At 74.2% G+C, this 26,891-nt stretch carries 23 protein-coding genes and 1 pseudogene; 19 read left to right on the top strand and 5 right to left on the bottom strand.

Annotated elements, in window-relative coordinates:
- Positions 1 to 196 precede the first annotated feature (196 nt).
- The 4 genes and pseudogenes from ACIOHG_RS35635 to ACIOHG_RS35620 all read left to right on the top strand — a co-directional run bounded on the left by ACIOHG_RS35635 (position 197) and on the right by ACIOHG_RS35620 (position 3,311).
- The gene (locus ACIOHG_RS35635) at positions 197 to 883 is read left to right on the top strand and encodes a SigE family RNA polymerase sigma factor (RefSeq protein ID WP_400957267.1); all 687 of its coding nucleotides are present in this window, start codon (positions 197 to 199) and stop codon (positions 881 to 883) included.
- Positions 876 to 1,949: a hypothetical protein gene (locus ACIOHG_RS35630; RefSeq protein ID WP_400957264.1), complete on the top strand. Its 1,074-nt coding sequence runs from the start codon at positions 876 to 878 to the stop codon at positions 1,947 to 1,949. The genes ACIOHG_RS35635 and ACIOHG_RS35630 overlap by 8 nt, the downstream gene beginning before the upstream one ends.
- Before the next feature lie 283 nt (positions 1,950 to 2,232).
- Positions 2,233 to 2,634: pseudogene (locus tag ACIOHG_RS35625) on the top strand (ABC transporter ATP-binding protein); the annotation flags it as partial.
- Positions 2,631 to 3,311 carry an ABC transporter ATP-binding protein gene (locus ACIOHG_RS35620; RefSeq protein ID WP_400957262.1) on the top strand — a complete coding sequence of 227 codons (681 nt, stop codon included), beginning with the start codon at positions 2,631 to 2,633 and terminating at the stop codon, positions 3,309 to 3,311. The pseudogene ACIOHG_RS35625 and the gene ACIOHG_RS35620, both read left to right, overlap by 4 nt.
- A gap of 26 nt (positions 3,312 to 3,337) precedes the next feature.
- Here ACIOHG_RS35620 and ACIOHG_RS35615 read toward each other — a convergent pair whose 3' ends face one another.
- On the bottom strand, positions 3,338 to 4,168 hold the full coding sequence (locus ACIOHG_RS35615; RefSeq protein ID WP_400957259.1) for a patatin-like phospholipase family protein: 831 nt from the start codon (positions 4,166 to 4,168) through the stop codon (positions 3,338 to 3,340).
- Between the two features lie 143 nt (positions 4,169 to 4,311).
- On the opposite strand from ACIOHG_RS35615, the gene ACIOHG_RS35610 reads away from it, so the two are divergent.
- From ACIOHG_RS35610 to ACIOHG_RS35595, 4 genes are read left to right on the top strand one after another with little or no spacing between them, the layout of a single operon-like run.
- Entirely contained in the window at positions 4,312 to 6,870 is a 2,559-nt protein-coding gene (locus ACIOHG_RS35610) for an ATP-binding protein (protein WP_400957256.1), read from the top strand.
- Positions 6,867 to 7,547 (top strand): response regulator, encoded by a 681-nt coding sequence (locus tag ACIOHG_RS35605; protein ID WP_400957253.1) that lies wholly within the window; start codon positions 6,867 to 6,869, stop codon positions 7,545 to 7,547. The genes ACIOHG_RS35610 and ACIOHG_RS35605 overlap by 4 nt, the downstream gene beginning before the upstream one ends.
- A gap of 55 nt (positions 7,548 to 7,602) precedes the next feature.
- Entirely contained in the window at positions 7,603 to 8,013 is a 411-nt protein-coding gene (locus tag ACIOHG_RS35600; protein ID WP_400957250.1) for an OB-fold nucleic acid binding domain-containing protein, read from the top strand.
- On the top strand, positions 8,010 to 8,738 hold the full coding sequence (locus tag ACIOHG_RS35595) for a DUF3159 domain-containing protein (protein ID WP_400957247.1): 729 nt from the start codon (positions 8,010 to 8,012) through the stop codon (positions 8,736 to 8,738). Before ACIOHG_RS35600 ends, ACIOHG_RS35595 begins: the two co-directional genes overlap by 4 nt.
- Positions 8,739 to 8,835: 97 nt before the next feature.
- Here the strand turns inward: ACIOHG_RS35595 and ACIOHG_RS35590 are convergent, their stop codons facing one another.
- Complete coding sequence (locus ACIOHG_RS35590) at positions 8,836 to 9,492, bottom strand: potassium channel family protein (RefSeq protein WP_400957244.1); 657 nt, start codon at positions 9,490 to 9,492, stop codon at positions 8,836 to 8,838.
- Complete coding sequence (locus ACIOHG_RS35585) at positions 9,492 to 10,160, bottom strand: potassium channel family protein (protein ID WP_400957241.1); 669 nt, start codon at positions 10,158 to 10,160, stop codon at positions 9,492 to 9,494. The genes ACIOHG_RS35590 and ACIOHG_RS35585 overlap by 1 nt, the downstream gene beginning before the upstream one ends.
- 245 nt (positions 10,161 to 10,405) lie before the next feature.
- Here ACIOHG_RS35585 and ACIOHG_RS35580 point away from each other — a divergent pair, with 245 nt between their 5' ends.
- Both ACIOHG_RS35580 and ACIOHG_RS35575 read left to right on the top strand, forming a co-directional pair.
- Positions 10,406 to 12,454: an APC family permease gene (locus tag ACIOHG_RS35580; RefSeq protein ID WP_400957239.1), complete on the top strand. Its 2,049-nt coding sequence runs from the start codon at positions 10,406 to 10,408 to the stop codon at positions 12,452 to 12,454.
- 588 nt (positions 12,455 to 13,042) lie between these two features.
- Complete coding sequence (locus ACIOHG_RS35575) at positions 13,043 to 14,353, top strand: class I SAM-dependent RNA methyltransferase (RefSeq protein ID WP_400957270.1); 1,311 nt, start codon at positions 13,043 to 13,045, stop codon at positions 14,351 to 14,353.
- A gap of 82 nt (positions 14,354 to 14,435) precedes the next feature.
- Here ACIOHG_RS35575 and ACIOHG_RS35570 read toward each other — a convergent pair whose 3' ends face one another.
- On the bottom strand, positions 14,436 to 15,125 hold the full coding sequence (locus ACIOHG_RS35570) for a hypothetical protein (RefSeq protein WP_400957236.1): 690 nt from the start codon (positions 15,123 to 15,125) through the stop codon (positions 14,436 to 14,438).
- A 214-nt stretch (positions 15,126 to 15,339) separates the two neighbouring features.
- Here ACIOHG_RS35570 and ACIOHG_RS35565 point away from each other — a divergent pair, with 214 nt between their 5' ends.
- The 6 genes from ACIOHG_RS35565 (at position 15,340) to ACIOHG_RS35540 (ending at position 20,157) form a co-directional block, all read left to right on the top strand.
- Positions 15,340 to 15,576, top strand: coding sequence for a toxin-antitoxin system HicB family antitoxin (locus tag ACIOHG_RS35565; RefSeq protein WP_014135783.1), 237 nt, complete (start codon positions 15,340 to 15,342; stop codon positions 15,574 to 15,576).
- On the top strand, positions 15,573 to 15,992 hold the full coding sequence (locus ACIOHG_RS35560; protein WP_400957233.1) for a fic family toxin-antitoxin system, toxin component: 420 nt from the start codon (positions 15,573 to 15,575) through the stop codon (positions 15,990 to 15,992). The genes ACIOHG_RS35565 and ACIOHG_RS35560 overlap by 4 nt, the downstream gene beginning before the upstream one ends.
- Positions 15,993 to 16,165: 173 nt before the next feature.
- Positions 16,166 to 16,996: a putative RNA methyltransferase gene (locus ACIOHG_RS35555; protein ID WP_400957230.1), complete on the top strand. Its 831-nt coding sequence runs from the start codon at positions 16,166 to 16,168 to the stop codon at positions 16,994 to 16,996.
- 98 nt (positions 16,997 to 17,094) lie between these two features.
- Positions 17,095 to 18,660 (top strand): AAA family ATPase, encoded by a 1,566-nt coding sequence (locus ACIOHG_RS35550; RefSeq protein ID WP_400957227.1) that lies wholly within the window; start codon positions 17,095 to 17,097, stop codon positions 18,658 to 18,660.
- Positions 18,657 to 18,992, top strand: a complete 336-nt coding sequence (locus tag ACIOHG_RS35545; RefSeq protein WP_400957225.1) for a nucleotide pyrophosphohydrolase — start codon at positions 18,657 to 18,659, stop codon at positions 18,990 to 18,992. The genes ACIOHG_RS35550 and ACIOHG_RS35545 overlap by 4 nt, the downstream gene beginning before the upstream one ends.
- A gap of 163 nt (positions 18,993 to 19,155) precedes the next feature.
- The gene (locus ACIOHG_RS35540; protein ID WP_400957222.1) at positions 19,156 to 20,157 is read left to right on the top strand and encodes a DUF6099 family protein; all 1,002 of its coding nucleotides are present in this window, start codon (positions 19,156 to 19,158) and stop codon (positions 20,155 to 20,157) included.
- 205 nt (positions 20,158 to 20,362) lie between these two features.
- Here the strand turns inward: ACIOHG_RS35540 and dapD are convergent, their stop codons facing one another.
- Positions 20,363 to 21,352, bottom strand: a complete 990-nt coding sequence (gene dapD, locus ACIOHG_RS35535) for a 2,3,4,5-tetrahydropyridine-2,6-dicarboxylate N-succinyltransferase (protein ID WP_400957220.1) — start codon at positions 21,350 to 21,352, stop codon at positions 20,363 to 20,365.
- A gap of 101 nt (positions 21,353 to 21,453) precedes the next feature.
- Between dapD and ACIOHG_RS35530 the strand changes: the two genes are divergently transcribed.
- The 3 genes from ACIOHG_RS35530 to argF all read left to right on the top strand — a co-directional run bounded on the left by ACIOHG_RS35530 (position 21,454) and on the right by argF (position 26,871).
- Entirely contained in the window at positions 21,454 to 23,094 is a 1,641-nt protein-coding gene (locus ACIOHG_RS35530; RefSeq protein WP_400957218.1) for a 3' terminal RNA ribose 2'-O-methyltransferase Hen1, read from the top strand.
- Positions 23,091 to 25,694, top strand: a complete 2,604-nt coding sequence (locus ACIOHG_RS35525; protein WP_400957215.1) for a polynucleotide kinase-phosphatase — start codon at positions 23,091 to 23,093, stop codon at positions 25,692 to 25,694. Before ACIOHG_RS35530 ends, ACIOHG_RS35525 begins: the two co-directional genes overlap by 4 nt.
- 175 nt (positions 25,695 to 25,869) lie before the next feature.
- The gene (argF, locus tag ACIOHG_RS35520) at positions 25,870 to 26,871 is read left to right on the top strand and encodes an ornithine carbamoyltransferase (RefSeq protein WP_400957213.1); all 1,002 of its coding nucleotides are present in this window, start codon (positions 25,870 to 25,872) and stop codon (positions 26,869 to 26,871) included.
- Positions 26,872 to 26,891: the final 20 nt, after the last annotated feature.

The raw sequence follows: 26,891 nt of genomic DNA, 5'->3' as shown, positions 1-26,891 counted from the left end.
AGGGGGGACCCTGTGGGAGAGTAGGACGCCGCCGAACAATTATTCAGGGAAGGGTCCCGGCCGAAAGGCCGGGGCCCTTTTCGCATTTCCGGGGAAGAAATGCCGGCATACCGGCCGATCGGAGCGGGGTGCACCGGGGAGGTCGGGACGAGCGGAGTATTGCCGGGTCGGTCGGTGCACGGCACACTGTGGCGTCATGGTCGTGGAGCAGGGCGATGGCGCCGGCGGTGGAGCCGAGCGGGGCGACGACGACTTTCGGGCGTTCTACGAGGCGGCGTACGGCCAGCTGGTCGCGCACCTGTACGCGCTGACGGGGGATCTGGGCGAGGCGCAGGACGCTGCCCAGGAGGCGTTCGTCCGGGCCTGGCACCACTGGGGGCGGCTGATGTCGCACGAGAATCCGGTGGCGTGGGTCCGGTTGACGGGGCAGCGGATCGCGATCAGTAGGTGGCGGCGGGCGCGGACGGCGTTGCAGAGCTGGATCAGGCACGGGGGTGTGCAGGCGCCGGTTCCGGGGCCGGGGCCGGAGACGGTGGCGCTGGTGGAGGCGTTGCGGCAGTTGCCGGAGGCGCAGCGGTCGGCGTTGGTGTGGCACCACATGGGAGGGCGTTCGGTGGCGGAGATCGCCGCGGACGAGGGGGTGCCGGTGGGGACGGTGAAGGCGCGGTTGCACCGGGGGCGGCAGGCGTTGGCGGTGTTGTTGGGGGAAGAGCCGGCGGCGGTCGTCGAGGAGTCGGTGGGCGCGTCGTTGCGGCCGGTTCGGACGGCTGCCGCTGAGGTCGGTGCGGCGGGTCCGGGGGAGCGGCGGGGCGAGGAGCAGGTGGCGGTGGAGTCGACGGGGGTTCGGGTCCGGGTGGTCGAGGACTGCGGTTCTCGTGTCTAGGCCGGAGGCGGGGGCGGAGGACGAGCGTCCGGCGATCGGCGCGGCCCGGTTGGAGGCGATGTTCGACGGGCTGCGGCGCGAGGTGGTGCTGGCGGTTCCGGTGCCGGACGGCGGGGAGGTGGTGTCGCGCGGGGTGCGGCGCCGTCGACGGCGGACGGGTGCGGTGGTCGGCGTGGGTGTGCTGGGCGCCGCGGTGCTGTGGTCGGGGCTGACGGTGGTGCCCTCTTCCGGTGGGCACGGGGTGGCCGCCCCGGCACCGGTGCTGAAGCCGGGGCCGGCGGAGGACGTGACGCTGGCGGGGCCCAAGATGCCCCCGTCGCCGTCCGCTGCCGTGTCCTCGATCCCCTACGCCGCGTCGGCCGCGACCGCGAGCGCATCCGCCGGCCCGGGCGGGACGGTCGGGACCTGGGCGGCGCCGCTGGAGACGGCGGACCCGGAGGTGCGGGCCCTGGTGCTGGACGCGTCGCGGCTGCCGAGCGTGCTGGGCGGCTACGGCCCGTGGACGGTGCTGCCGACCCCGGGCGCCTCGGCGACGGCCGGCGCGGGCAGCAGCGGCAGTCCGAGCGCTTCAGCAAAAGCAAATGCAGAAGAAGCAGGAACAGGGACGGGGACGGCACGCGGCGGGTGGCCGGCCGAGGCGTCGCTGGACGGGTGCGTACCGCTCCTGGTGCGGACGGCGGGGGCCGAGCAGGTGTGGGCGGAGACGTACGAGAACGGTGGGACGGCGCAGGCGACGGCCCGTCAGTTCGTGCTGCGGTTCGGAACGGCGGGCGAGGCGGAGGGTGCGGGGGCGCGCTTGCTGGCGGGCGGGGAGTGCGTGCTGCCGGGGGTGGGTTGGGAGATCGAGCAGCACCTGGAGGGCGCGGTGGCGCTGGGGGTGTGGCAGCCGGTGCCGTCCGGGGAGGAGGCGGTGGTGCACGTCCGGGGGTCGCTGCTGGCGGTGCTGACGGTGCGTCGGGAAGGTCCGGGGGTGGCGCCGACGGCGGGGCTGTCGGAGCCGTTCCAGGCTTCGGCGGCGGAGTTCCTGGCGCTGGGGGAGCCGGGGGCGGGGAAGCCGAAGGGCTGAGGGCGGGACCTGCGGCGGACCGGTCTGCGGATCGGTCGACCGACCGGTCGGCGGATCGGTCGGAAAAAGTCCGGAAGGCGATGCAACCCGTCCGGTTCGGGCCGCGTTGGAGTGGTGTGGCCTTCGCTGTGTGGGCGCAGGGCCGAATGTGAGGGCGGCCGACCGGTCGGGGCAGAACAGGGGACTGTCCCGGCCGGCCGACCGTGCACCGGGGCGTCGCGGCACTCCGGGAGGACGGGCCGTGGGGTCCGGAGGGGGAGCGCGTGGGGGGCGGGAGCGGTAACGGGTGGCGATCGCGGTGGCGAACGCGAACGAGCCGGCCCTGCTGCTGGCGGACGAGCCGACGGGCGAGCCGGACAGCGCGACCGGCGGCGAGATCTTCGCGGCGTTGCGGTCGGTGAACGAGGAACCGGGGGCGACGGTCCTGATCGTTACCCATGACCCTAGGGTGGCGAACGAAGTACGGCGTACTGTTCGCATCCGGAACGGCCGCACCTCGACCGGGGTGCGGCGTCCGGAGCGGGGCGAGCCGGGGGTGGAGTGCGCGGTGCTGGACCGGGTGGGGCGGTTGCGGCTGCCGCAGGACTTCACCGAGGCATTGGGGCTGGACCGCCGGGTGCGGCCGGCATGGGAAGAGGACCACGTCGGAGTCCGGCGGGCCGAGGAGTCGGAGGTGCTGGGATGAGCGGTGCGATGGTGGTCGTGGAGGATGTGCACCGGACCTTCGGTGAGGGCGACCGGGCGGTGCACGCGGTGCGCGGGGTGTCGTTCACGGCGCGGGCCGGGGAGTTGACGGCACTGCGGGGCCGGTCGGGGTCGGGCAAGACGACGCTGCTGAACCTGGTGGGCGGGCTGGACGCGCCGTCCGCCGGGAAGATCAGCATCGCCGGGACGGACCTGGCGGGCCTGGACGAGGCGGGGCGGCTGGAGCTGCGGCGGGACCGGATCGGTTTCGTGTTCCAGTCGTTCGGGCTGATCTCGGTGCTGACGGCGGCGGAGAACGTCGGGGTGCCGATGCGGCTGCGCAAGGTGGCGGTGAAGGAGCGCGAGGAGCGGGTCCGCACGCTGCTGGCGATGGTGGGGCTGGCGGACCACATGGAGCAGCGGCCGACCGAGATGTCGGGCGGCCAGCAGCAGCGGGTCGCGGTGGCGCGGGCGCTGGCGAACGAGCCGGCGCTGCTGATCGCGGACGAGCCGACCGGCCAGTTGGACTCGGACACCGGTCTGGCGATCATGCAGCTGCTGCGCGCGGTGGTGCGCAGCGAGGGAGTGACGGCGCTGGTGGCGACGCACGACCCGCAGCTGATGGAGCTCGCGGACCGGGTCCTGGAGCTGCGGGACGGCAGGATCGTCGAGGAGTAGCCGAGGAGTAGGGGCCCGACGGGGCGTCAGACCGTCCAGAGGGCGCGGACCGCGTCCGCGACCCGGGCGGCCTGGGCCCGGCCGGCCTCGGCGGCGGGGGTGCGGACGGCGCCGTCGAGCGGGTTGGCGCCGAAGGCGGCGAGGGAGTCCTCGTCGGGGGCGACGGCGAGGGCCCGGCCGGTGGTCCGCAGGGTGCGGAGTTCGGCGTCGAGGAGGGGGTCGGCCATCGGGGCGAGGACCAGGACGGCCCGCCGGCCGGTCATCAGGTCGGCGTTGGTGGTGCTGCGGATGCCGCCGTCCATGTAGCGGCGGCCGTCGATCTCGACCACCGGCCAGATGCCGGGGACGGCGCAGCTGGCGGCGACGGCGTCGAGCAGCGGGACGCCGCTGTCGCGGTCGAAGGTGCGGGGTTCGCCGCTCTCGGCGTCGACGGCGGTGAGGGTGAGCGGCCAGGCGGGCCAGTCGCGGCCGGGGAGGCGGGCGGCGATGACGGCGAGCCGGTCGGCGGCCGGGACGGTGTCCGCGGCGAGGGCGAATTCGCCGACGCGGCGGCGGAGTTCGGCCGGGTCGGTGATCTCGGTGACCAGCCGGTGGAAGGTCTCGAAGAGTGCGGTGACGGCCTCGGTGGGCGGGACGATCTCGTGGTTCTGCAGGTCGGGTTCGGTCTGTCGGCGGTAGAGCTCGGCGAGCGGGAGGCCGGAGGCGAGCTGCCCGGCCACGGTGGCGCCGGCCGAGGTGCCGAGGACCCGGTCGGCGGTGCCGGGGAGGTCGACGCCGTGTTCGGCGAGCCCGTGCAGCAGGCCGGTCAGCCAGGAGATGCCGGCGACTCCGCCGCCGCCGAGTACGAGTCCGCGCATGGTGGTTCCCCCTCGAAGTGGTCGGCCGGGTGCGGCCGGTTCGGTCGGCATTCTGGCCGACCGGCCGTCAAGAAGTTGACAATTCTTCAGGAGACCCGGGCTGATCAGCGGATATTGCTACCGGAGGCTCTAGTCTCGGAGCCATGGTGCACACGGCCCGCGGCAGGCTGCGGATCTACCTCGGGGCGGCCCCGGGCGTCGGCAAGACCTTCGCCATGCTCGCCGAGGCGCACCGCCGGCTCGACCGCGGCGCGGACGTGGTGGTCGGCTTCGTGGAGACCCACGGCCGGGCCCGCACCGCCGAGCTGCTGACCGGCCTGGAGACCGTCCCGCGCCGTACCGCGGCGTACCGCGGCGCCGAGTTCACCGAGCTGGACCTGGACGCCCTGCTGGCCCGGGACCCGGCGGTCGCGCTGGTCGACGAGCTCGCCCACACCAACGTCCCCGGCTCGCGCAACGCCAAGCGCTGGCAGGACGTGGAGGAGTTGCTGGCGGCCGGGATCGACGTGGTCTCCACCGTCAACGTGCAGCACCTGGAGTCGCTGGGCGACGTGGTCGAGGGGATCACCGGCGTCCGGCAGCGGGAGACCGTCCCGGACGAGGTGGTCCGCCGGGCCGACCAGATCGAGCTGGTCGACATGTCCCCGCAGGCGCTGCGCCGCCGGCTGGCGCACGGCAACGTGTACGCGCCGGAGAAGGTGGACGCGGCGCTCGCGCACTACTTCCGGCCCGGCAACCTGACGGCGCTGCGCGAGCTGGCGCTGCTGTGGACGGCCGACCGGGTCGACGAGTACCTGCAGCGCTACCGGGCCGAGCAGGGCATCCAGGGCACCTGGCAGGCCCGGGAGCGGATCGTGGTCGGCCTGACCGGCGGCCCGGAGGGCGCCACGCTGATCCGCCGGGCGGCCCGGATCGCGGCCCGGCACAGCGCGGGCGAGCTGCTGGCGGTGCACATCTCGCGCTCCGACGGGCTGTCCGGCTCCTCGCCGCAGGCGCTGATCGAGCAGCGCGCCCTGCTGGAGAGCCTCGGCGGCAGCTTCCACTCGGTGCTGGGCGACGACCCGGCGGCCGGGCTGCTGGACTTCGCGCGCGGCGTCAACGCCACCCAGATCGTGATCGGCACCAGCCGCCGCAGGGTCTGGCAGTACGTGTACGGGCCGGGCGTCGGCTACACCGTGACCAGGGACTCCGGCGACATCGACGTCCACATGGTCAACCACGAGCACGCGGCGCGCGGCCGGGGCCGGCTGCCGATCCGCAAGGTCACCGACCTGGGCCGGACCAGGACGGTGGCGGGCTGGCTGATCGGGGTGGCCGGGCCGCCGCTGCTGGCGCTGCTGCTCAGCCGGTTCGCCGGGCCGGGCCTGCCCACCGACATGCTGCTCTTCCTGTCGCTGACGGTGTGCGCGGCGCTGGTCGGCGGGCTGTTCCCGGCGATAGCGTCCGCGCTGGTCTCCTCCTCGGCGCTGAACTACTACTTCGCGCCCCCCATCCACACCTTCACCATCGCCCAGCCGGAGAACATCGTGGCGGTGGCGATCTTCGCGGCGGTCGGCGTCGCGGTCGCCACCGTGGTCGACCTGGCCGCCCGGCGCAGCCACCAAGCGGCCCGGGCCCGGGCCGAGGCGCAGACGCTGTCCGCGCTGGCGGGCACCGTGCTGCGCGGCGCGCCGACCGGCGAGGGGGTGCTGACGGCGCTGCTGGAGCAGGTCCGGGAGACCTTCCAGCAGGAGTCGGTGGCGCTGCTGGAGCGCGCCGACCCGCACGGGGCGTGGCACCGGGCCGCCGGGGTCGGGCCGCGCCCGCCGGACGGGCCGGAGCAGGCGGACGTGGACGTCCCGGTCGGCGAGCGGCTGGCGCTGGTGCTGCGCGGCCGGGTGCTGCCCGCCGAGGACCGCCGGATGCTGGGCGCCTTCGCCAACCAGGCGGCCGTGCTGCTGGACCGGCGCCGGCTGGCCGGGGAGGCCGCGGCGGCCCGCCGGGAGGCCGAGGGCAACCGCATCCGCACCGCGCTGCTGGCGGCGGTCTCGCACGACCTGCGCACGCCGCTGGCCGGGATCAAGGCCTCGGTGAGCTCGCTGCGGGCCGAGGACGTCGAGTGGGACCCGGAGGACGAGGCGGAGCTGCTGGCCGGGATCGAGTCCGGCGCGGACCGGCTCGACCACCTGATCAACAACCTGCTGGACATGAGCCGGCTGCAGACCGGCACCGTCACCCCGCTGCTGCGGCCGACCGACCTGGACGAGGTGGTGCCGTTCGTCCTCGGCGGCGTCCCGGCGGGCAGCGTGCGGCTGGACGTGGCGGAGTCGCTGCCGATGGTGCGGGCCGATCCGGGGCTGCTGGAACGGGTCCTGGCGAACCTGGTGGAGAACGCCGTCAAGTACGGACCGCCCGGTTCACCCGTCCTGGTGAAGGCGGATCTGCTGCCGCAGGACGGCCGGGTCGAACTGCGCGTCGTGGACCGCGGACCGGGCGTCCCCGAGGAGGCCCGGGAGCGGATCTTCGCCCCGTTCCAGCGCCACGGCGACGCCCCGCGCGGCACCGGCGTGGGCCTCGGCCTGGCCGTGGCCCGCGGCTTCGCCGAGGCGATGGGCGGCACCGTCGCCGCCGAGGACACCCCCGGCGGCGGACTGACCATGGTGGTGTCCCTGGACGCCGTCGAGCTGGCACACCCCGACAACCGAAAGGCCGGTCCCGCATGACCCGGGTCCTGGTGGTGGACGACGAACCGCAGATCGTCCGCGCCCTGGTGATCAACCTCAAGGCCCGCAAGTACGAGGTCGACTCCGCGCACGACGGCGCGGGCGCCCTGGAGCTGGCCGCCGCCCGCCACCCCGACGTGGTGGTGCTCGACCTCGGCCTGCCCGACATGGACGGCGTCGAGGTGATCCGCGGCCTGCGCGGCTGGACCAGGGTGCCGATCATCGTGCTGTCCGCCCGGCACGCCTCCGACGAGAAGGTCGAGGCGCTGGACGCGGGCGCCGACGACTACGTCACCAAGCCCTTCGGCATGGACGAGCTGCTGGCCCGGATGCGGGCCGCCGTCCGCCGCGCCGAACCGGTCGGCGCCGAGGGCGAACCAGTGGTCACCACCGAGTCCTTCACCGTCGACCTGGCCGCCAAGAAGGTCGCCCGGGACGGCGCGGACGTCCGGCTCACGCCCACCGAGTGGCACCTGCTGGAGGTGCTGGTGCGCAACTCCGGGCGGCTGGTCAGCCAGACCCAGCTGCTCCAGGAGGTCTGGGGCCCCGCCTACCGCAAGGAGACCAACTACCTGCGGGTCTACCTGGCGCAGCTGCGCCGCAAGCTGGAGGCCGACCCCTCGCACCCCCGGCACTTCGTCACCGAACCCGGCATGGGCTACCGCTTCGAACCGTGACCGGGCCCACGCGGTGCTCTGCCGTCCCGCACCGTCGAACCGGTACCCTTCCGGCATGAGTGGTGACAACACCGGCGACCAGCCGCAGGGCCGTTTCCGCCGCATGCTGAACCGGCTGACCTCCTCCTCCGAGGAGCTGGAGGCCGAGGAGCTGCGGCAGGACAGCGCCGAGTCGGGCTGCACCCCGATCGCCTCCTGCGCCGACCGCGAGGTGGTCACCGTCACCGGCACCCTGCGGACGGTCACGCTCCGCCCGCGCGCGGGCGTGCCCGCGCTGGAGGCCGAGCTGTTCGACGGCACCGAGGCGCTGGACGTGGTCTGGCTGGGCCGCCGCTCGATCGTCGGGATCGAACCGGGCCGCCGCCTGATCGCCAGCGGCCGGATCGGCCACGCGCGCGGGCGCCGCGTGCTCTTCAACCCCCGCTACGAGCTGCGGCCGGTCGGCCACGGGAGCGAGTCCGCGTGAGCAACGAGGCGATCCGGGTGACCGGGCACGGCCCGAACGGCCCGCAGGACGGCGGCGAGCAGCCCCGGCCGGAGCGGGACGCCTCCAAGGAGGCCGCCGACACCGTGATGAGCGCCTTCGGCGGCGTGCGCGGCATGATCGACATCACGCTGCCCGGCCTGGTCTACATCGTCACCTTCAACATCACCCACCGGGTGGCCGCGTCCGCCTGGGCGGCGCTGGCGCTGTGCGCGGTGTTCGTGGTGGTCCGGCTGCTGCGCCGGGAGACCATCCAGCACGCCTTCTCCGGCGTGTTCGGCGTGGGCATCAGCGCCTGGTTCGCGATGAAGACCGGCAAGGCCGAGGACTTCTACCTGCCGGGCCTGCTCTGGAACGTCGGCTACTGCGCCGCATTCGCGGTCTCCGCCCTGGTCCGCTGGCCGATGATCGGCATCATGCTCGGCCCGATCACCGGCGAGATGTTCACCTGGCGCAAGCAGAACCCGGGCCGGCTGGCCGCCTACACCCGCGCCACCTGGGCCTGGGTGGTGATCATGGGCCTGAAGCCGGTGATCCTGTTCCCGCTCTGGGCGGCCGGACAGGTCAGCCTGCTGGGCTGGCTGAAGGTCGCGCTCGGCATCCCGCCGATGCTGCTGGCGATGTACGTGACCTGGCGCATCCTGCTGACCGCGCCGCCGCCGATCAAGGCGGTCGTCGAGGAGGACGAGGAAGAACCCGGGAAGTGACGGAACCCGGGAAGTGACGGAACCCGGGAAGTGACGGAACCCGGAACGCCGAAGGGCCCGCGCGGTGCGCGGGCCCTTCGGCGTTCCGGGGGCGGGATCAGCCGGCCAGCAGCGTCTCCAGCTCCTCCTCGCGCTCCTGGGCGGCGACGAACAGCAGCTCGTCGCCGGCCTCCAGGGTGTCGCTGCCGCCCGGCACCAGCACCCGGCCCTCGCGGATGATGGTGACCAGCGCGGTGTCGACCGGCCAGGCCACGTCGCCGACCCGGGTGCCGACCAGCGGGCTGTCGGCGGCCATGGTCAGCTCGACCAGGTTGGCGTTGCCCTGCGAGAAGCGCATCAGGCGGACCAGGTCGCCGACGCTCACCGCCTCCTCGACCAGCGCCGACATCAGGCGCGGGGTGGAGACGGCGACGTCCACGCCCCAGGACTCGTTGTACAGCCACTCGTTCTTCGGGTTGTTCACCCGGGCGACCACCCGCGGCACGCCGTACTCGGTCTTGGCGAGCAGCGAGACCACCAGGTTGACCTTGTCGTCACCGGTGGCGGCGATCACCACGTGGCAGCGCTGCAGCGCCGCCTCGTCCAGCGAGGTGATCTCGCAGGCGTCGGCGAGCAGCCACTCGGCGAGCGGGACCCGCTCCACCGAGATGGAGTTCGGGTTCTTGTCGATCAGCAGGACCTCGTGGCCGTTCTCCAGCAGCTCCCCGGCGATGGAACGGCCGACGGCACCGGCTCCGGCGATGGCGACGCGCATCAGTGACCAGCCTCCTCGGGGCCCTTGGCGAAGGCCGCCTCGACCGCGGTCAGTTCGTTGCGGCGCAGCATCACGTGCACCAGGTCGCCCTCCTGGACCACCATCTGCGGGGTGGGCAGGGCGCCCTCGCCGACCCGGGTGACGAACGCCACCCGGACGCCGGCAGCCTCCTCCAGCTCGGCGAGCCGGTGGCCGATCCAGGCCGGGGAGAACGCCACCTCGGCCAGCTGGACGGCGCCCGACGGGTCCTGCCAGAGCGGCTCGGCGCCGCTCGGCAGCAGCCGGCGCAGCATCTGGTCGGCGGTCCACCGGACGGTGGCGACGGTCGGGATGCCCAGGCGCTGGTAGACCTCGGCGCGGCGCGGGTCGTAGATGCGGGCCGCGACGTGCTCGACGCCGAAGTTCTCGCGGGCCACCCGGGCCGCGATGATGTTCGAGTTGTCGCCGCTGGAGACGGCGGCGAACGCGCCGGCCTCCTCGATGCCCGCTTCCTTCAGGGTGTCCTGGTCGAAGCCGACACCGGTGACCCGGCGGCCGTTGAAGCCGGCGCCGAGCCGGCGGAAGGCGGTCGGGTCGCGGTCGATCACCGCGACCGAGTGGCCTTGTTTCTCGAGCGTTCTGGCGAGGGCGGAGCCGACGCGTCCGCAGCCCATGATGACGATGTGCACGCGCCTACCTCATCCGTCCCGTTGGGGTCATGACCTGCGTAAACACCGCTCATCGTCCTTCCGTGCCCTCGGTTTCGAGGGCGAGTCGTCAGCCGCGCCTGCGATCCGGCGCGAGGGGCAACTCGGTGTTGCCCGCTGAGCCTTCTGTCGACACGCTAGCCGGTCCACCGAACACAGTCGCGAGCAAGGTGGCCCCGCGAGGCATCCGGTGCCACCTCCAGCCCTTAGCATTCCTTGCTGTGCCTATGCCTGCTGACCTACCGAAACGCATCCTGATCGGGCGTGCGCTGCGCAGCGACAAGCTGGGGGAGACCCTTCTCCCCAAGCGGATCGCGCTGCCGGTGTTCGCCTCGGACGCGCTCTCCTCCGTCGCGTACGCGCCCGAGGAGATCCTGCTCACGCTGTCGCTGGCCGGCGCGTCGGCGATCCACTTCTCCTGGCAGATCGGCGTCGTGGTCGCCATCGTGATGCTCGCGGTGGTCGCCTCGTACCGGCAGAACGTGTACGCCTACCCCAGCGGTGGCGGCGACTACGAGGTCGCCACCGTCAACCACGGCGCCAACTCCGGCCTGGTGGTGGCGAGCGCGCTGATGGTCGACTACATCCTCACGGTGGCGGTGTCGACGACCTCCGGCGTGGCCAACGTGGTGTCGGCGGTGCCGGCGCTGCGCGGCCACGAGATGGCGCTGTCGGTGTTCCTGGTCATCCTGCTGATGGGCATGAACCTGCGCGGCGTCCGCGAGTCCGGCAGCGCCTTCGCCGTCCCGACGTACGCCTTCATGGTCGGCGTGCTCGGCATGGTGGTGTACGGCCTGGTCCGGCACTTCGGGTTTGGGACGGAGATGCCCGCGGAGAGCGCGGCGTACCACCTGGAGTCGACGCCCGGGAACGGCTCGCTGGCCGGGTTCGCGCTGGTGTTCCTGCTGCTGAAGGCGTTCTCCTCCGGCTGTGCGGCGCTGACCGGTGTGGAGGCGATCTCCAACGGCGTGCCGGCCTTCCGCAAGCCCAAGAGCAAGAACGCGGCGACCACGCTGCTGATGATGGCGACCGTCGCCGTCACGATGTTCATGGGCATCATCTACCTGGCCCACCTGACGGGCACCCAGATGGCGGAGAACCCGACCGAGCAGCTGATCGGCGCGCCCGCGGACTACCACCAGAAGACCGTGCTGGCGCAGATCTCCGAGGCGGTGTTCTCCAACTTCACCCCGGGCTTCTACTTCATCGCCGCCACCACCGGCCTGATCCTGGTGCTGGCCGCCAACACCGCCTTCAACGGCTTCCCGGTGCTCGGCTCGATCCTCGCCCAGGACCGCTACCTGCCCCGCCAGCTGCACACCCGCGGCGACCGGCTGGCCTTCTCCAACGGCATCGTGCTGCTGGCCGGCGCGGCGATCCTGTTCATCGTGGCGTTCGGCGCCGACCCGAACCGGCTGATCCAGCTGTACATCGTCGGCGTCTTCGTGGCCTTCAACATGAGCCAGTCCGGCATGATCCGGCACTGGACCCGGCTGCTGCGCACCGAGACCGACCCGAAGAAGCGCGCCCACATGCAGCGCAGCCGGGCGATCAACACCTTCGGCCTGATCATGACGATGGCCGTGCTGATCGTGGTGCTGGTCACCAAGATCACCCACGCCTGGATCGCCATCGCCCTGATGGTGGTGCTGTTCGTGATGATGAAGGCGATCCGCCGCCACTACGACCGGGTCAGCGCCGAGCTGAAGGCCGCCGAGGAGCCCGACGACGTCGCCCCGCCGACCCGGGTGCACGCCATCGTGCTGGTCTCCAAGCTGCACAAGCCGGCCCTGCGCGCCCTGGCCTATGCCCGGCTCGCCCGGGCGCACACCCTGGAGGCGGTCACCGTCAACGTCGACCCGGCCGACACCGCGGCGCTCCGGCAGGAGTGGGACGAGCGCGGCATCGAGGTGCCGCTGAAGGTCCTCGACTCGCCGTACCGCGAGGTCACCGGGCCGGTACTGGACTACGTGAAGAACCTGCGCCGCTCCAGCCCGCGCGACGTGGTCGCGGTCTACATCCCCGAGTACGTGGTCGGCCACTGGTACGAGCACCTGCTGCACAACCAGAGCGCGCTGCGGCTCAAGGGGCGCCTGCTGTTCAAGCCCGGCGTGATGGTGACGTCCGTACCCTGGCAGTTGGAGTCCTCGGAGCGCCGCAAGGCGCCCAAGGCGTGGTCCGCGCCCGGCGCGGTCCGCCGCGGCGAGCCGCGCCGGCAGGTCCCCGCGGCCACCGACGAGGGCCGGGGCGGCGAGGACGCCGCGCCGCGCGACTAGCGGCGCGCCGCGCCCGAGGCCCCCGATGGCCTTGAATGGGCCCGTGGCGGACCGATCCCGGTCCGCCACGGGCCGCCGCCGTTCGCCACCCGCACCGCTCTCCACCCGCACCGCCCGTGTCCCCTCCCGTATCGCGTAAGGAAGCTCCCCGTGACCCGCAACAACCCGCCCCGCTCCTCCGGTCGTTCCGGCCGCTCCGGCGGCACGTCCGGTGCCAAGCCCGGGCAGGTCGCGCACCCGCGCTGGAGCAACCGGCGCAGCCGGCCCGAGGCCACCGACCGGGAGGGCAACACCGCCCGCAGCCTGCCGCCGGTGCGTGGCGAGGAGCGCCCCGCGGCTCCGGCCCCGCAGGACCGGGCCCCGGCCGCCGGGGGTGCGAAGGGTGCGGGTGCGAAGGGCGCCGGCGCTGCGAAGGGCGCGGGTGCGAAGGGTGCCGGCGCTGCGAAGGGTGCGGGGGCCAAGGACGGCGGTGCGAAGGACGGCGGTGCGAAGGACGGCGGTGCGAAGAAGGCCGCCGCCGCCTCCCGGCAGGGGCGCCGGCCCGGGGCGGTGCGTCCGCCGAAGGCGCTGCGGCCCGCCCAGCCGGTGCTGCGGCAGCCGTCCGGGGACCCGCTGGTCGGCGAGCGCTACGAGGTCGAGGTCGGGCCGGTGGCGCACGGCGGGCACTGCGTGGCCCGGCACGAGGGCCGGGTGCTGTTCGTCCGGCACGCGCTGCCCGGTGAGCGGGTGGTCGCGCTGGTGACCGAGGGCACCACCACCTCGCGCTTCCTGCGGGCCGACGCGGTGGAGGTGCTGGAGGCCGCCAAGGACCGGATCGAGGCGCCCTGCGCGTTCTCCGGCCCCGGCAGGTGCGGCGGCTGCGACTGGCAGCACGTCACCCCGGGCGGGCAGCGCAAGCTCAAGGGCACCGTCCTCACTGAGCAGCTCGCCAAGCTGGCCGGCCTCACCCCCGAGGAGGCGCACTGGGACGGCTCGATCGAGCCGGTCGGCGGCAAGCTCGCCGCGGGCGAGGTCCCGGCCTGGCGCAGCCGGGTCCAGTACGCGGTCGACGAGGAGGGCACGGTCGGGCTGCGCAAGCACCGTTCGCACGACCTCCAGCCGATCGACCGCTGCCTGATCGCCGCGCCCGGCGTCACCGAGCTCGGCATCGAGTCCCGGGACTGGACGGGCGTCGCCTCGGTGGACGCGATCGCCGCCAGCGGCTCCTCCGACCGGCAGGTGATCCTGCGGCCGCGGCCCGGCGAGCAGCTGCCGCTGGTCGAGCTGGATCGGGAGACCTCGATCGCCCGGGTCGACGAGCAGGACCTGTTCCACCGGGTGCACGGCCGCGCCTTCGTCCGCGAGCGGGCCGCCGGCCGCACCTGGCGGGTCTCCAACGGCGGCTTCTGGCAGATCCACCCGGAGGCGCCCGACACCCTGGTCGACGCGGTGCTGACCGGCCTCGACCCGCAGTGGGGCGAGAGCGCACTCGACCTGTACTGCGGCGTCGGCCTGTTCGCGGGCGCGCTGGCCGAGCGGGTCGGCGAGGACGGCGCGGTGCTCGGCATCGAGTCCGGCAAGCAGGCCGTGCTGGACGCCCGGCACAACCTGGCGGCGCTGGAGAACGTCCGGATCGAGTGCGACAGGGTCGAGACCCTGCTGCCCCGCACCGGCATCACCTCCACCGACCTGATCGTCCTCGACCCGCCCCGGGCCGGAGCCGGCCGCGACACCGTCGCCCACCTCTGCTCCCTGGAGGCCCGCCGGATCGCCTACGTCGCCTGCGACCCGGCGGCCCTCGCCCGCGACCTCGCCTTCTTCCGCGAGGGCGGCTACCGCCCGGTCTCGCTCCGGGCGTTCGACCTGTTCCCGATGACCCACCACTTCGAGTGCGTGGCGATCCTGGAGCCCACCGCGTAGCCGGTCGAGCAGTCGACCGTTCGGACACGGAGGCACGGGCGCGGGGGCCTTCCCGCGCCCGTGCGGCGTTTCCGGGGAGCGGTCACGGCCGTTTGGTGGCCCGGGGCGGGGTGGTGACGCGTCCGGGCGGGGTGGGCCGGGCGGGCGTCTGCGGGCGGGAGGTGAGGCCGGGGGCCGGTGTGGAGCCCCGATCGGGGAGCGGGGCGGGGGCCGGCGTGGAGTCCGGACCGAGGGGCGGGGCCGGAAAGGGCGTGGAGGCGGAGGAGGGGAACGGGCCGGGGGTCGGGCCGTGCGAGGCGGTGGCGGAGGAACTGGGGGCGGGGCTGTCGGTCTCGGCGGCGCAGGGGCCGGTGCCGACCAGCACGACGGTCCGGTCCGCGGTGAGCTGCACGCCGGGGCCGGGCTCGGAGCGGGTGAACCGGCAGGGGCCCGCCGGTCCGGCCGGCACCGGGTCGGTGTAGCGCCGTTGCAGGCCCACGCAGTCGGAACCCTGGAGGCTGCTGTCGCAGGCCCGACGGTAGACCTCCCGGATCTGCGGCCACACGCTGCCCGGCAGGCCGTCGGCCAGCGGGAGGCCGACGAACGCCGACAGGTCCGGGTTGCTCATCGTCACGGCGGTCGACCGGGCCGACGGAGCACTGCCGGTCCGGGCGACGCCGGGGCCGGACGCGGCCCGCCGGGGGCTGCCGACGCAGGCGGTGCAGGCCACTGCCAGCAGGGCGACGGAGGCAGCGGCGGCGGTGCGGCGGACGGTGCTGCGCCGGAACGGCATCGGTGGGTCCTCCAGGGGCGGTGGTGGGTGGGCCGCGATGACGATCGCAGGGCCGGCCGGCAGGGACAACCGCGTTCACAGGGCTGTTCCGAAGCGGGTACAGGCCCGAGACGATCGGCCGGTTTTCGCGGGGGCGCGGGCGGACAGGGTGGGGGAGCGGGGTGCGGCCGGTTTGCGCCCTTGTTGTGCTAGCGCTTCGGCGCTAGCGTGAAGTATGGCCAAGAAGCAGCTGAACGTCAGGGTGGACGCGACCACCGCCGAGATGGCCCGCGAGCGGGCGGAGCAGCAGGGGATCAGCATGAACCAGTACATCGAGCGCCTGGTGCAGCAGGACATGGGGGAGGCCGGGCGCAATTTCGTCGACGCCGCGGCCCAGTTCATGAAGGAGCACGAGGCGGTGTTCCTCGCCGAGTTCGGTTCCCCCAGTGAACTCCAGGACGTGCGCCGTTGAAGCTTGAGGTCGACCTCTCGTGGCTGCTCATGACCGCCGAGCAGTACACGCCCGGTGACCCGCAGGTCATCGACTACGGATCGCTGCTCGCGGCGATCACCAGGCACCAGGCCGAGATCTTCGACATTCCGGTCTACCCCGAGCCGCAGGACCGGGCGGCCGCGCTGATGCACCAGCTGATCCGGGTGCCCGCGCTGGAGCGCAACAACGAACTGTTCGCCACCGCCGTCGCCTACGCGTACCTGGTGGCCAGCGGCTGCCGGGTGGCGACCACCGCGCGCGAGGTGCGCAGCCTGGCCCGGGCGATCCGGGAGGGGAAGCTCGGCATCACCGGCGTCGCCGAACGGCTGGCGATGTGGGTGGTCGACGAGAACGAGGAGGAAGAGGAAGAGGTCGGCGACGACGGCGAGGAGTGAGTCGTCGGTGCCGCCCGGACGGTGCGGAGCGAGCCGCCGGCCCGGCCCGGGCGACGCGGAGGGAGCCGTCGGTGCGGCCCGTCAGGGGTCGGGAGAGCGACGAGGCGCCCGCGGGCGGGATACCCTCGACGTTCCCCCCGGCCCCTGACGATCTCCGCGAGGACACCACCGAGTTGCTGCAGGACATCGAGCCCTACCTGGTCTGCCCGCACTGCGCCCGCCCGCTGGCGCTGGACGCCCGCACCCTGCGCTGCGCGGACGGCCACAGCTTCGACCAGGCCAAGCAGGGCTACGTCAGCCTGCTCACCGGGGACGCCAAGGCCGGCACCGCCGACACCGCCGACATGGTCGCCGCCCGCAGCGCCTTCCTGGAAGCCGGCCACTACGCCCCGCTGGAACGCGCGCTGGCCGGGGCCGCGGCCGCCGTCCCGGCCGACACCGGCCTGGTGGCCGACCTCGGCGCCGGCACCGGCCACTACCTGGCCCGGGTGCTGGACGCCCGGCCGGGCGCGGCGGGCGCGGCGCTGGACCTGTCCAAGTACGCGCTGCGCCGCGCCGCGAAGGCGCACCCGCGGATCGGCGCCGTGGTGTGCGACGCCTGGCGCCCGCTGCCGCTCCGGGACGGCGCGGCGGACGTGCTGCTGAACGTGTTCGCGCCGCGCAACGGCCCCGAGATGCGCCGGGTGCTGCGCCCCGGCGGCCGGCTGCTGGTGGCCGCCCCGACGCCGCGTCACCTGCGGGAACTGGTCGGCGGGTTGGGCCTGCTCTCGGTCGACGAGGACAAGGACCGCCGGATCGAGGAGAAGCTCGGCCCGTGGTTCGCGCCGGTGGGGCGCACCGAGGTGGAGTTCGCGCTGCGACTGTCCCGGGCGGACGCCGCCGCCGTGGTCGGCATGGGCCCGAGCGCCTGGCACACCGATCCGGCCGCGCTGGCGGCCGCCCTGGACGCGCTGCCGGAGCCGGTCGAGGTCACCGGATCGGTGCGGATCACCGCCTACGAGTGACACCGCGGCGCGGCGCCGGGGACGGTTGGGACTCGAAGGGGTGAAAGGGCGTCAGGAGAGACGTTTCTGCAGCTCAGAGCGGGCCTAGAGTGCTCGGGGTGACCAGCGAAGCCCCCTCGGCCCCGTCCCTCCCGCCCGCCTCGGCCGGTGCCCCGCCCGCCCCGGCCCGTGCCCCGCGCGCGTTCGGACCCCCGCGCCCGCCGGACGCCTCGGGCGCCCCCGGTGCGCCCGGTACGCCCGGTGCTTCCGGCGCCCCCAGGGAGCCGCGCGAGTTCGGCGGGGAGTGCCGACTGCCCGACGCCGCCCCGCAGGTGAAGCGCCCCACCGTCGAGGAACTGCGGCTGACCTCCTTCAAGTCCTACCGGCGGGCCACCCTGCCGCTCTCGCCGCTGACCGTGCTGCACGGCCCGTCCGGGGCGGGCAAGTCGAACGCGCTGGACGCGCTGAGCGTGCTCTCCCGGCTCGCCCTCGGCGAGGAGATCAAGCCCTCGCTGGACGGCATCGGCGGCCCGAGCGGCCCGCTCGCCGTCCCGGTCCGCGGCGGCCTGGCCGGCTGCGTGCCGCACGGGCGCAACGCGATCATCCTCGGCTGCACCGTCCGCTCCCGGGCCGGAACGATCCGCCTCGAAGTGGTGGTGCGCACCGACGAACGGGTCCGGATCGCCCGCGAGCTGCTCACCCTGGACGGCCAGACCGTGATGGAGACCGGCGAGCAGGACCTCGGCCGCGGCCGGATCAACGTCACCTGGCACAACGACTCCCGGCAGGGCGACATCCGCGCCCCGATGCCCAGCAGCCGACTGGTCACCGCCCAACTGCCGCTCCGGGTCGCCGGATCGACCAACGGCGAGCGCAAGGTGCTGGCCGCCTCCGAGCAGCTGCTCACCGCGCTGCGCGAGGTCTTCGCCCTGCACCCGGTGCCCGCCGCGATGCGCGGCTGGACCCGGCCCGAACCGCAGGCCCGGCTGCTCGGCACCGCCGCCAACCTCTCCGCCGTGCTCGGCCGGCTCAAGCAGGAGTGCCAGCGCCGCTGGGCCCGCCTGCTGCGCGCCGTCCAGGCCGCCGCCCCGCACCCGCTGCTCGGCCTGGACGTCGCCCGGCGCGGCGAGGGCGACCGTCTTCGGCTGCTCGCCGTCTTCGACGAGGGCGTGCTCGGCCGGACCGGCGCCGACCAGGCCTCCGACGGCATGCTCCGGCTGCTCGCCTTCGCCGCCGTGCTGCTCACCGGCGCCGACGTGCTGGACGTCGACCCGGCCGGTGAAGTACCGGACGCCCACCGGCAGTTGGTGCTGCTCGCCGAGGACCTCGGGGCGGGCCTGGCGGCCGACCAGATCGGCGCCCTGCTGCGGCTCGCCCGCGAGGTCACCGGCAAGGGCGACATGCGGCTGCTCGCCGCGCTCCAGGAGCCCGGCCCCGCGCTCGCCCTGGACGGCGTCGAACTGGTCGAGTGCCGGCGCGATCCGGCCACCGGCCACAGCCTGCTGCGCCGCACCGACCCGGGCGGACGGGTGCCGGCCCAGGGCGGTGCCCGTGCGGACCTCCCGGCGGCCCCGGAGGCGGCATCGGGGACGGTGCTGGGGACGGGGCCGGCGTCGGGAGCGAGGTCGGCGTCGGGGGCGGGGACGGTGCTGGGGACGGGGACGGTGGTAGACCTGGGGGCATGAACGACGACCCGGACGATCTGACGGTGCCCGAACTCCAGCGGCGGCTGGCCGAGTTCGCCGCCGCGCGCGACTGGCAGCAGTACCACACCCCGAAGAACCTGGCCTCGGCGCTGACCGTCGAGGCCGGCGAACTGCTGGAGATCTTCCAGTGGTTGACGCCCGAGCAGGCCGCGGCGGTGATGGACGCGGAGGGGACGGCGCACCGGGTCCGCGACGAGGTGGCGGACGTCCTGGCCTACCTGCTGCAACTGTGCACTGTGCTGGAGGTGGACCCGCTGCGGGCGCTGGCCGAGAAGATCGTGCGCAACGAGCAGCGGTTCCCGGCACCCTGAGGAATCATCCGGTTTTCCCTCCTGCGGGGGACCCGGGTTTTCCACAGGGCCGGATTGTCCACAGGTGCGCCGAACCCGCTGGGAGCGGACCCGCCGACGGCGGCACGCTGGGTCCCGTCCAGCACCGCCGAGGGCCGGCGGCGGGACGAGGGGAGCGCGCACCGTGGAAGCACTGCGACTGATCAAGACCGTCCGGCACGCCCTGGCCGAGGCCCGGGCGGCGAGCGACATCCTGCACGAGGCCTGGCAGTCCGGGCTGATCGCCGAGGCCGTCGGCGCCCGGATCGCCGACCACGACGGCGAGGAGTTCGCCACCCTCGGCCAACTGCTCGGCGAGGCCGGGGCGCACACCGCGAGCTGCCTGCGACAGCCACCCGAACCGGGCCTGGACGACCCGCCCGGCGGCGGCTTCGCCGGCTGGTCCGGCCCCGGCCTCATCGAACGGCTCACCGAGATCGGCGAGTTGGAGCCCGTCCTGGTCGAACTCGCCGCGCTGCTCGACGAGATGCGCGAGAGCCTGGTGGTGCTCGCCTGCGGGGCCGACACCGAGAGCCTGTACTGGAGCTGCATCGACGGGCTGGACGCGGGCTCGGAGTGCCGCGACCTGGTGGCCGAACTGCTCCGGGAGCAGCAGCGGGTGACGGGCGCTGCCGAGGACGATCCGGAGGGCGGCGCGGCGGGAGGAGCGGAGGACGGCGCGGAGGGCGGCGCGGCAGGCGGCGATGCCTCGGACGGGACGGGGCGGGTACCGGAGGACGCCCCGGTGCGGGCCGGGGCGGGAAGGGCGCCGGGCGGGGCCCGGCGGGCGGAGCCGAGGCTCGTGGTCCCGCTGGGCCCGCCGGTCCCGGCGGGCCTGGCTCAGCCGCGGGGCGAGCCGTCCGCCGCGGGGTCCTGCGCGTCGCGGCCGGCGGAGGGACGGGGGTCGGAGGAGCGGAGGTCAAAGTCGAGTCCGGCCAGGTCGGTGTTGATCGAGGCGAGCAGCTCCTGCATCTGCTCCAGCAGCGACTTCGGGGTGGCGGCAGTGCCGTCCGCGGTGGGCGGCTCGGTCCAGGGCTCGGACATGAGGAGGCCCCTTCAACTCGGTGGTGCGGTGCGCGGCGCCGGGGTCGGCGCCGCCGGTCCAACGAGCCCCCGCCGCGCGCGGTCACCCCGGACCACCCGTTGAGGTCCAACCCCCGCACCGGGTCAGCCCCAGGAGTGAGCCGAGTTTGCGGGGCCCGCCCCCGCTGGGCTACGGCACCCGCCGGTGCCGCGGGGCGGCCGGCCGGTACCCGCGGGAAGCCGCCGACCGGCGTCCCGGAACGCCTCCGGAACGCCTCCGGGCGGCCGGAGACCGGCCGTCCGGAGGACGAACACCACCTGACAGGAGGTCAGTTGTGCGCGTGCAGTGCCGCGTTCAGACCGCCCCACGAACCGGAGCGGGCGATCACCTCGACCGCGCCCGACTGCGAGTTGCGGCGGAACAGCAGGTTGTCCTGGCCGGACAGCTCGACCGCCTTGGCCACCTTGCCGTCCGGGGCGGTGACCCGGGTGCCGGCGGTCACGTACAGGCCCGCCTCCACCACGCAGTCGTTGCCCAGCGAGATGCCGATGCCCGCGTTGGCGCCCAGCAGGCAGCGCTCGCCCACCGAGACGACCTGCTTGCCGCCGCCCGAGAGGGTGCCCATGATCGAGGCGCCGCCGCCGATGTCGCTGTGGTCGCCGACCACCACGCCCGCGCTGATCCGGCCCTCCACCATCGAGGTGCCCAGGGTGCCGGCGTTGAAGTTGACGAAGCCCTCGTGCATCACGGTGGTGCCCTCGGCCAGGTGCGCGCCCAGCCGCACCCGGTCGGCATGGGCGATCCGCACGCCGCTCGGTGCGACGTAGTCGGTCATCCGCGGGAACTTGTCGATGCCGTACAGGGCGAGCTGCCCGCCCTCGGCGCGCACCGCCAGCCGGGCCCGCTCCACGTTGCCGACCGGGGTCGGGCCGATCGACGTCCAGGCGACGTTCGCCAGCAGGCCGAAGATGCCGTCCAGGTTCTGGCCGTGCGGCCGCACCAGGCGGGCGGAGAGCAGGTGCAGGCGCAGGTAGACGTCGTGCGCGTCCAGCGGCTTCTCGTCCAGGGAGGAGATCACGGTGCGCACCGCGACCACCTCGACGCCGCGCCGGGCGTCGGTGCGGAGCGCCTCGGCGGCGCCCGGGCCGAGCTCCCGCTCGGCCTCCTCGGCGCTCAGCCGGACGCTACCGGCCGGGCCGGGGGCGGCGGCCAGCTCGGGCGCCGGGAACCAGGTGTCGAGGACGGTGCCGTCGGCGGCGATGGTCGCCAGGCCGACGGCCACCGCGCCACTTGCGGAGGAGGAGGTTTCAGCAGTCACATCCGGCACCGTAACCAATCGGGGCGAGGAGTGACCAACACGCTCACCGGACGGACAAAACCTGATGCCCCCGAACGGCCGCGACAGCCATACTCGACCGGGTGTTCGTATCGATCTCCATCACCGGCACCGCCGAGGACCCCGCCTCCGACCTGGGCTTCCTGCTGCACAAGCACCCCGACAAGGTGCAGCGCTTCACCACCGCGCACGGCACCGCGCACGTCTTCTACCCCGAGTCCGGGGAGCACGCGTGCACGGCCGCCCTCCTGCTGGAGGTGGATTCCGCGGCGCTGCTCCGGCAGGGCCGCGGCAAGGGCCGGGCCGGTTCCCCCGACCTCGCGCTCGCCCAGTACGTCAACGACCGGCCGTACGCCGCGTCCTCGCTGCTGGCGGTCGCGCTGCGCACCGTCTTCCGGTCCGCGATGAAGGGCGAGTGCGCGCACCGCCCCGAGCTGCCCGGTCGGGCGATGCCGCTGCAGATCGAGCTGCCCGCCGTCCCGGTGGCCGGCAGCGAGGGTCCGGCCCTGGTGGAGCGGCTGTTCGCCCCGCTGGGCTGGCGGGTCGTCGCGGTGCCCGTCCCGCTGGACGCGTCCTTCCCCGCGTGGGGCGACTCCCGGTACGTGCGACTCGAACTCACCGGCACCCTGCGGCTCGCCGCGGCGCTGCAGCACCTGTACGTGCTGCTGCCCGTCCTCGACGGCGCCAAGCACTACTGGGTCGCCCCCGACGAGGTCGACAAGCTGCTCACGGCCGGCCGGGGCTGGCTCGCCGACCACCCCGAGCGCGCCCTGATCGTCCGCCGCTACCTGTCCCGCCGCTGGTCGCTGACCAGGCTCGCCACCGAACGCCTCGCGCTGGCCCGGCTGGCCGAGGCCGACGACCGCGAGGCGGAGGAACTCGACAACGCCGTCCCGGACGTCCCGGAGACCCCAGACGCCCTGGAGACCCCGGACGCCCCGGACGCGGCGGCCGGGACAGACGCAGCGGTCGCGGTCGCGCTCGCGGAGCCGGCCGAGGCGGTGGCGCCGGAGCGCGGTGAGTCGCTGGCCGGGCAGCGGCGGACGGCGATCCTGGCGGCACTGGCCCGGACGGGGGCCGCCCGGGTGCTCGACCTGGGCTGCGGGCAGGGCGAGCTGGTGGGCGCGCTGCTCAAGGAGCCGCGGGTGACGGAGGTGCTCGGCGTGGACGTGTCCGCGCGGGCGCTGTCGATCGCCGCCCGCAAGCTGCACCTGGACCGGCTGCCGGAGCGGCAGGCCCGCCGGGTGAAGCTGGTCCAGGGCGCGCTGACGTACACCGACGCCCGGCTCAAGGGCTACGACGCGGCGGTGCTGTGCGAGGTGATCGAGCACCTCGACCTGCCCCGGCTGCCCGCGCTGGAGTACGCCGTGTTCGGGGCGGCCCGGCCCGCCTCGGTCGTGGTGACCACCCCGAACGCCGAGTACAACGTGCGCTGGGAGACGCTGCCCGCCGGGCGGATGCGCCACGACGACCACCGCTTCGAGTGGAGCCGCGCCGAGTTCGCGGCCTGGACGGAGCGGGTCGCCGCGGCCTTCGGGTACACCGTCGACCTGGAGCCGGTCGGCCCGCTCGACCCCGAGGTCGGCGCGCCCACCCAGCTCGCCCACTTCCGCCTCGCCGAACTCCCGACCGGCACCGCCGCCGAGACCGCTGAGACCACCGAGACCGCCACCACCCCGACCCCGTCGAACGACCCCGCCCCGGAAGGGAGCGCCCACCGATGAGCACCACCACCCCGGAGCCGACCCCCGCCCGACCGGGCCGCCGGCTGCCCGTCACCGACGTCTCGCTGGTGGTGCTGATCGGCAGCACCGGCTCCGGCAAGTCCAGCTTCGCCCGCAAGCACTTCAAGCCCACCGAGGTCGTCTCCTCCGACTTCTGCCGGGGGCTGGTCGCCGACGACGAGAACGACCAGTCGGCGTCCGCCGACGCCTTCGACGTGCTGCACTACATCGTCGGCAAGCGCCTCGCGGCGGGTCGGCTCACCGTGGTCGACGCCACCAACGTGCAGGACCACGCCCGCCGGGCGCTGGTGGCGATCGCCCGCGAGCACCACGTGCTGCCGATCGCGATCGTGCTGGACGTCCCGGCCGAGGTGTGCGCCGAGCGCAACCGGACCCGCCCGGACCGGCAGCTGCCCGCGCACGTGATCCCCCGTCACCAGCGCGACCTGCGCCGCTCGCTGCGCGGGCTGGAACGCGAGGGCTTCCGCAAGGTGCACGTGCTGCGCGGCGTCGAGGAGGTCGAGCACGCCGAGATCGTCCCGGAGAAGCGGTTCAACGACCTGCGGCACCTGACCGGCCCGTTCGACATCGTCGGCGACATCCACGGCTGCCGCTCCGAGCTGGAGACCCTGCTCGGCCGGCTCGGCTACGCGATCACCCGGGACGAGCGGGGCCGCGCCGTCGACGCCGCGCACCCGGAGGGCCGCACCGCCGTGTTCGTCGGCGACCTGGTCGACCGCGGCCCGGACACCCCGGGCGTGCTGCGGCTGGTGATGGGCATGGTCGAGGCCGGCCACGCCCTCTGCGTCCCCGGCAACCACGAGAACAAGCTGGGCCGCTGGATGGGCGGCCGCAAGGTCACCGTCTCGCACGGCCTGCAGGAGTCGATCGACCAGCTGTCCGGCGAGAGCGAGGAGTTCCGCGAGCGGGTGCGGGAGTTCATGCGCGGCCTGGTCAGCCACTACCTGCTGGACGGCGGCGCGCTGGTGGTCTGCCACGCCGGCCTGCCGGAGAAGTTCCACGGCCGCGCCTCCGGCAAGGTCCGCTCGCACGCGCTGTACGGCGACACCACCGGCGAGACCGACGAGTACGGCCTGCCGGTGCGCTACCCGTGGGCCGAGGAGTACCGCGGCCGCGCCCTGGTGGTCTACGGCCACACCCCCGTCCCGGTGGCGAGCTTCCTCAACAACACGATCTGCCTGGACACCGGCTGCGTCTTCGGCGGCAGCCTCACCGCGCTGCGCTACCCGGAGCGGGAGATCGTCTCCGTCCCGGCCGAGCAGGAGTGGTACGAGCCGGTCCGGCCGATGCACACCGAGGCGCCGGGCGCCCGCGAGGGCCGTCCGCTCGACCTCGCCGACGTGGTCGGCCGCCGGGTGGTGGAGACCGCCCGGCTCGGCAACGTCGCCGTCCGGGAGGAGAACGCCGCCGCGGCGCTGGAGGTGATGAGCCGCTTCGCGCTCGACCCGCGGCTGCTCGCCTACCTGCCGCCCACCATGGCACCCTCGCCGACCGCCCGGCGCGCGGGCCTGCTGGAGCACCCCGAGGAGGCGTTCTTCGCCTACCGGCAGGACGGGGTGCGGCAGGTGGTCTGCGAGGAGAAGCACATGGGCTCGCGGGCCGTCGTCCTGGTCGCCCGGGACGAGGCCGCCCTGGAGAAGCGCTTCGGCCTGCCCGGCCCGGGCGCGATCTGGACCAGGACCGGCCGCGCCTTCCTCAACGACGAGGAGCTCACCGGCGCGATCCTCGACCGGCTGCGGACCGCCGCCGAGCGGTCCGGCCTGTTCGACGCGCTCGACACCGGCTGGCTGCTGCTGGACGCCGAACTGCTGCCCTGGTCGCTGAAGGCCGCCGAGCTGCTGCGCCGCCAGTACGCCGCGGTCGGCGCGGCCGCCGGCGCCGCGCTGCCCGTCGCCCTGGACGCGCTGGCCCGGGCCGCCGCCCGCGGGCTCGACGTCGCCGAGCTGACGGAGCGCCAGCGCGAGCGCGCCACCGACGCGCGGGCCTTCACCGAGGCCTACCGGCGCTACTGCTGGCCCACCGAGGGCCTCGACGGCATCCGGCTGGCCCCGTTCCAGCTGCTTGCCGCCGAGGGCGCCAACCTGGCGCTGCGCCCGCACACCGAGCACCTCGACCTGATCGACGGCCTGGTCGACGCCGACCGGGAGTCCGCCGAGCGGGCCGGCGCCGCCCCGGTGCTGCACCGCACCGGCCGGATGTTCGTCGACACCGGGGACGAGAGCTCGATCGCCGCCGCCACCGCCTGGTGGGAGGAGCTGACCGCGGCCGGCGGCGAGGGCGTGGTGGTCAAGCCGGTCGAGGCGCTGCAGCGGGACGGCTCCGGGCGGCTGGTCCAGCCCGGCCTGAAGGTCCGCGGCCGCGAGTACCTGCGGATCATCTACGGTCCGGACTACACCCGGCACCTGGACCGGCTGCGTCAGCGCTCGCTCGGCCACAAGCGCTCGCTCGCCCTGCGCGAGTACGCGCTCGGCCTGGAGTCGCTGGACCGGCTGGCGGCGGGCGAACCGCTGTGGCGGGTGCACGAGGCGGTGTTCGCGGTGCTGGCCCTGGAGTCGGAGCCGGTCGACCCCCGCCTCTGACCCACCGGGCGCCGACCCACCGGGCGTCGGCCCCACCGGGCGTCGGTTCCACCCGGTCGGGAGGCACCCCCGCGGTGCCTCCCGACCCGGTGTCGGCCATCACGGTGTTGCATGAATATTCTGCTGCTCGTATACACTTCCCGTCTCAGTCCGTCGACCGACCCAGGAGACCGGTATGGCGTTCAACCTCCGGAACAGGCACTTCCTCAAGGAGCTCGACTTCACTCCCCAGGAGTTCCGCCACCTGGTCGACCTCGCCGCCCAGTTGAAGGCCGCGAAGTACGCGGGCACCGAGCAGCCCCGGCTGCGCGGCAAGAACATCGCCCTGATCTTCGCCAAGACCTCCACCCGCACCCGGTGCGCCTTCGAGGTGGCCGCCCACGACCAGGGCGCGTCCACCACCTACCTCGACCCGGCCGGGTCGCAGATGGGCCACAAGGAGTCGGTCAAGGACACCGCGCGGGTGCTGGGCCGGATGTTCGACGGCATCGAGTACCGCGGCGACGGCCAGGACGTGGTGGAGGAACTGGCCGCCCACGCGGGCGTCCCGGTCTGGAACGGCCTGACCGACGAGTGGCACCCCACCCAGATGCTGGCCGACGTGCTGACCGTCCGGGAGCACTCCACCAAGCCGCTGCACGAGACCACGCTGGTCTACCTCGGCGACGCCCGCTTCAACATGGGCAACTCGCTGCTGGTCACCGGCGCCCTGCTGGGCATGGACATCCGGATCGTCGCCCCGGCACCGCTGTGGCCCGCCGAGGAGGTCCGCAAGGCGGCCGAGGCGCTGGCCGCGACCACCGGCGCCCGGATCACGCTGACCGAGGACGTGGCGGCGGGCGTGGCCGGCGCGGACTTCCTGTACACCGACGTCTGGGTGTCGATGGGCGAGCCCAAGGAGGTCTGGGCGGAGCGGATCGCGCTGCTGAAGCCCTACCAGGTCTCGATGGACACCGTCCGCGCCACCGGGAACCCGGCGGTCAAGTTCCTGCACTGCCTGCCCGCGTACCACGACCTCGGCACCGAGATCGGCCGGCAGATGCACGAGCTGACCGGCATGTCGGAGCTGGAGTGCACCGACGAGGTCTTCGAGTCCGCGCACTCCGTCGTCTTCGACCAGGCCGAGAACCGGCTGCACACCATCAAGGCCGTGCTGGTGGCGACCCTGGGCTCCTGACGCTCGGCGAGCCGAGCGGG

It is taken from the genome of Kitasatospora sp. NPDC088134 (genome assembly GCF_044741705.1).
Classification (GTDB): domain Bacteria; phylum Actinomycetota; class Actinomycetes; order Streptomycetales; family Streptomycetaceae; genus Kitasatospora.
This window is presented reverse-complemented; position numbering and strand designations above follow the sequence as displayed.

What these genes read in the sequence shown, in the direction of transcription:
- ACIOHG_RS35635 (WP_400957267.1), top strand. Translation starts at nt 197, where the DNA reads ATGGTCGTGGAGCAGGGCGATGGCGCCGGCGGTGGAGCCGAGCGGGGC.
- ACIOHG_RS35620 (WP_400957262.1), top strand. Translation starts at nt 2,631, where the DNA reads ATGAGCGGTGCGATGGTGGTCGTGGAGGATGTGCACCGGACCTTCGGT.
- ACIOHG_RS35615 (WP_400957259.1), bottom strand. Translation starts at nt 4,168, where the DNA reads ATGCGCGGACTCGTACTCGGCGGCGGCGGAGTCGCCGGCATCTCCTGG.
- ACIOHG_RS35610 (WP_400957256.1), top strand. Translation starts at nt 4,312, where the DNA reads ATGGTGCACACGGCCCGCGGCAGGCTGCGGATCTACCTCGGGGCGGCC.
- ACIOHG_RS35605 (WP_400957253.1), top strand. Translation starts at nt 6,867, where the DNA reads ATGACCCGGGTCCTGGTGGTGGACGACGAACCGCAGATCGTCCGCGCC.
- ACIOHG_RS35600 (WP_400957250.1), top strand. Translation starts at nt 7,603, where the DNA reads ATGAGTGGTGACAACACCGGCGACCAGCCGCAGGGCCGTTTCCGCCGC.
- ACIOHG_RS35590 (WP_400957244.1), bottom strand. Translation starts at nt 9,492, where the DNA reads ATGCGCGTCGCCATCGCCGGAGCCGGTGCCGTCGGCCGTTCCATCGCC.
- ACIOHG_RS35580 (WP_400957239.1), top strand. Translation starts at nt 10,406, where the DNA reads ATGCCTGCTGACCTACCGAAACGCATCCTGATCGGGCGTGCGCTGCGC.
- ACIOHG_RS35570 (WP_400957236.1), bottom strand. Translation starts at nt 15,125, where the DNA reads ATGCCGTTCCGGCGCAGCACCGTCCGCCGCACCGCCGCCGCTGCCTCC.
- ACIOHG_RS35565 (WP_014135783.1), top strand. Translation starts at nt 15,340, where the DNA reads ATGGCCAAGAAGCAGCTGAACGTCAGGGTGGACGCGACCACCGCCGAG.
- ACIOHG_RS35545 (WP_400957225.1), top strand. Translation starts at nt 18,657, where the DNA reads ATGAACGACGACCCGGACGATCTGACGGTGCCCGAACTCCAGCGGCGG.
- ACIOHG_RS35525 (WP_400957215.1), top strand. Translation starts at nt 23,091, where the DNA reads ATGAGCACCACCACCCCGGAGCCGACCCCCGCCCGACCGGGCCGCCGG.
- argF (WP_400957213.1), top strand. Translation starts at nt 25,870, where the DNA reads ATGGCGTTCAACCTCCGGAACAGGCACTTCCTCAAGGAGCTCGACTTC.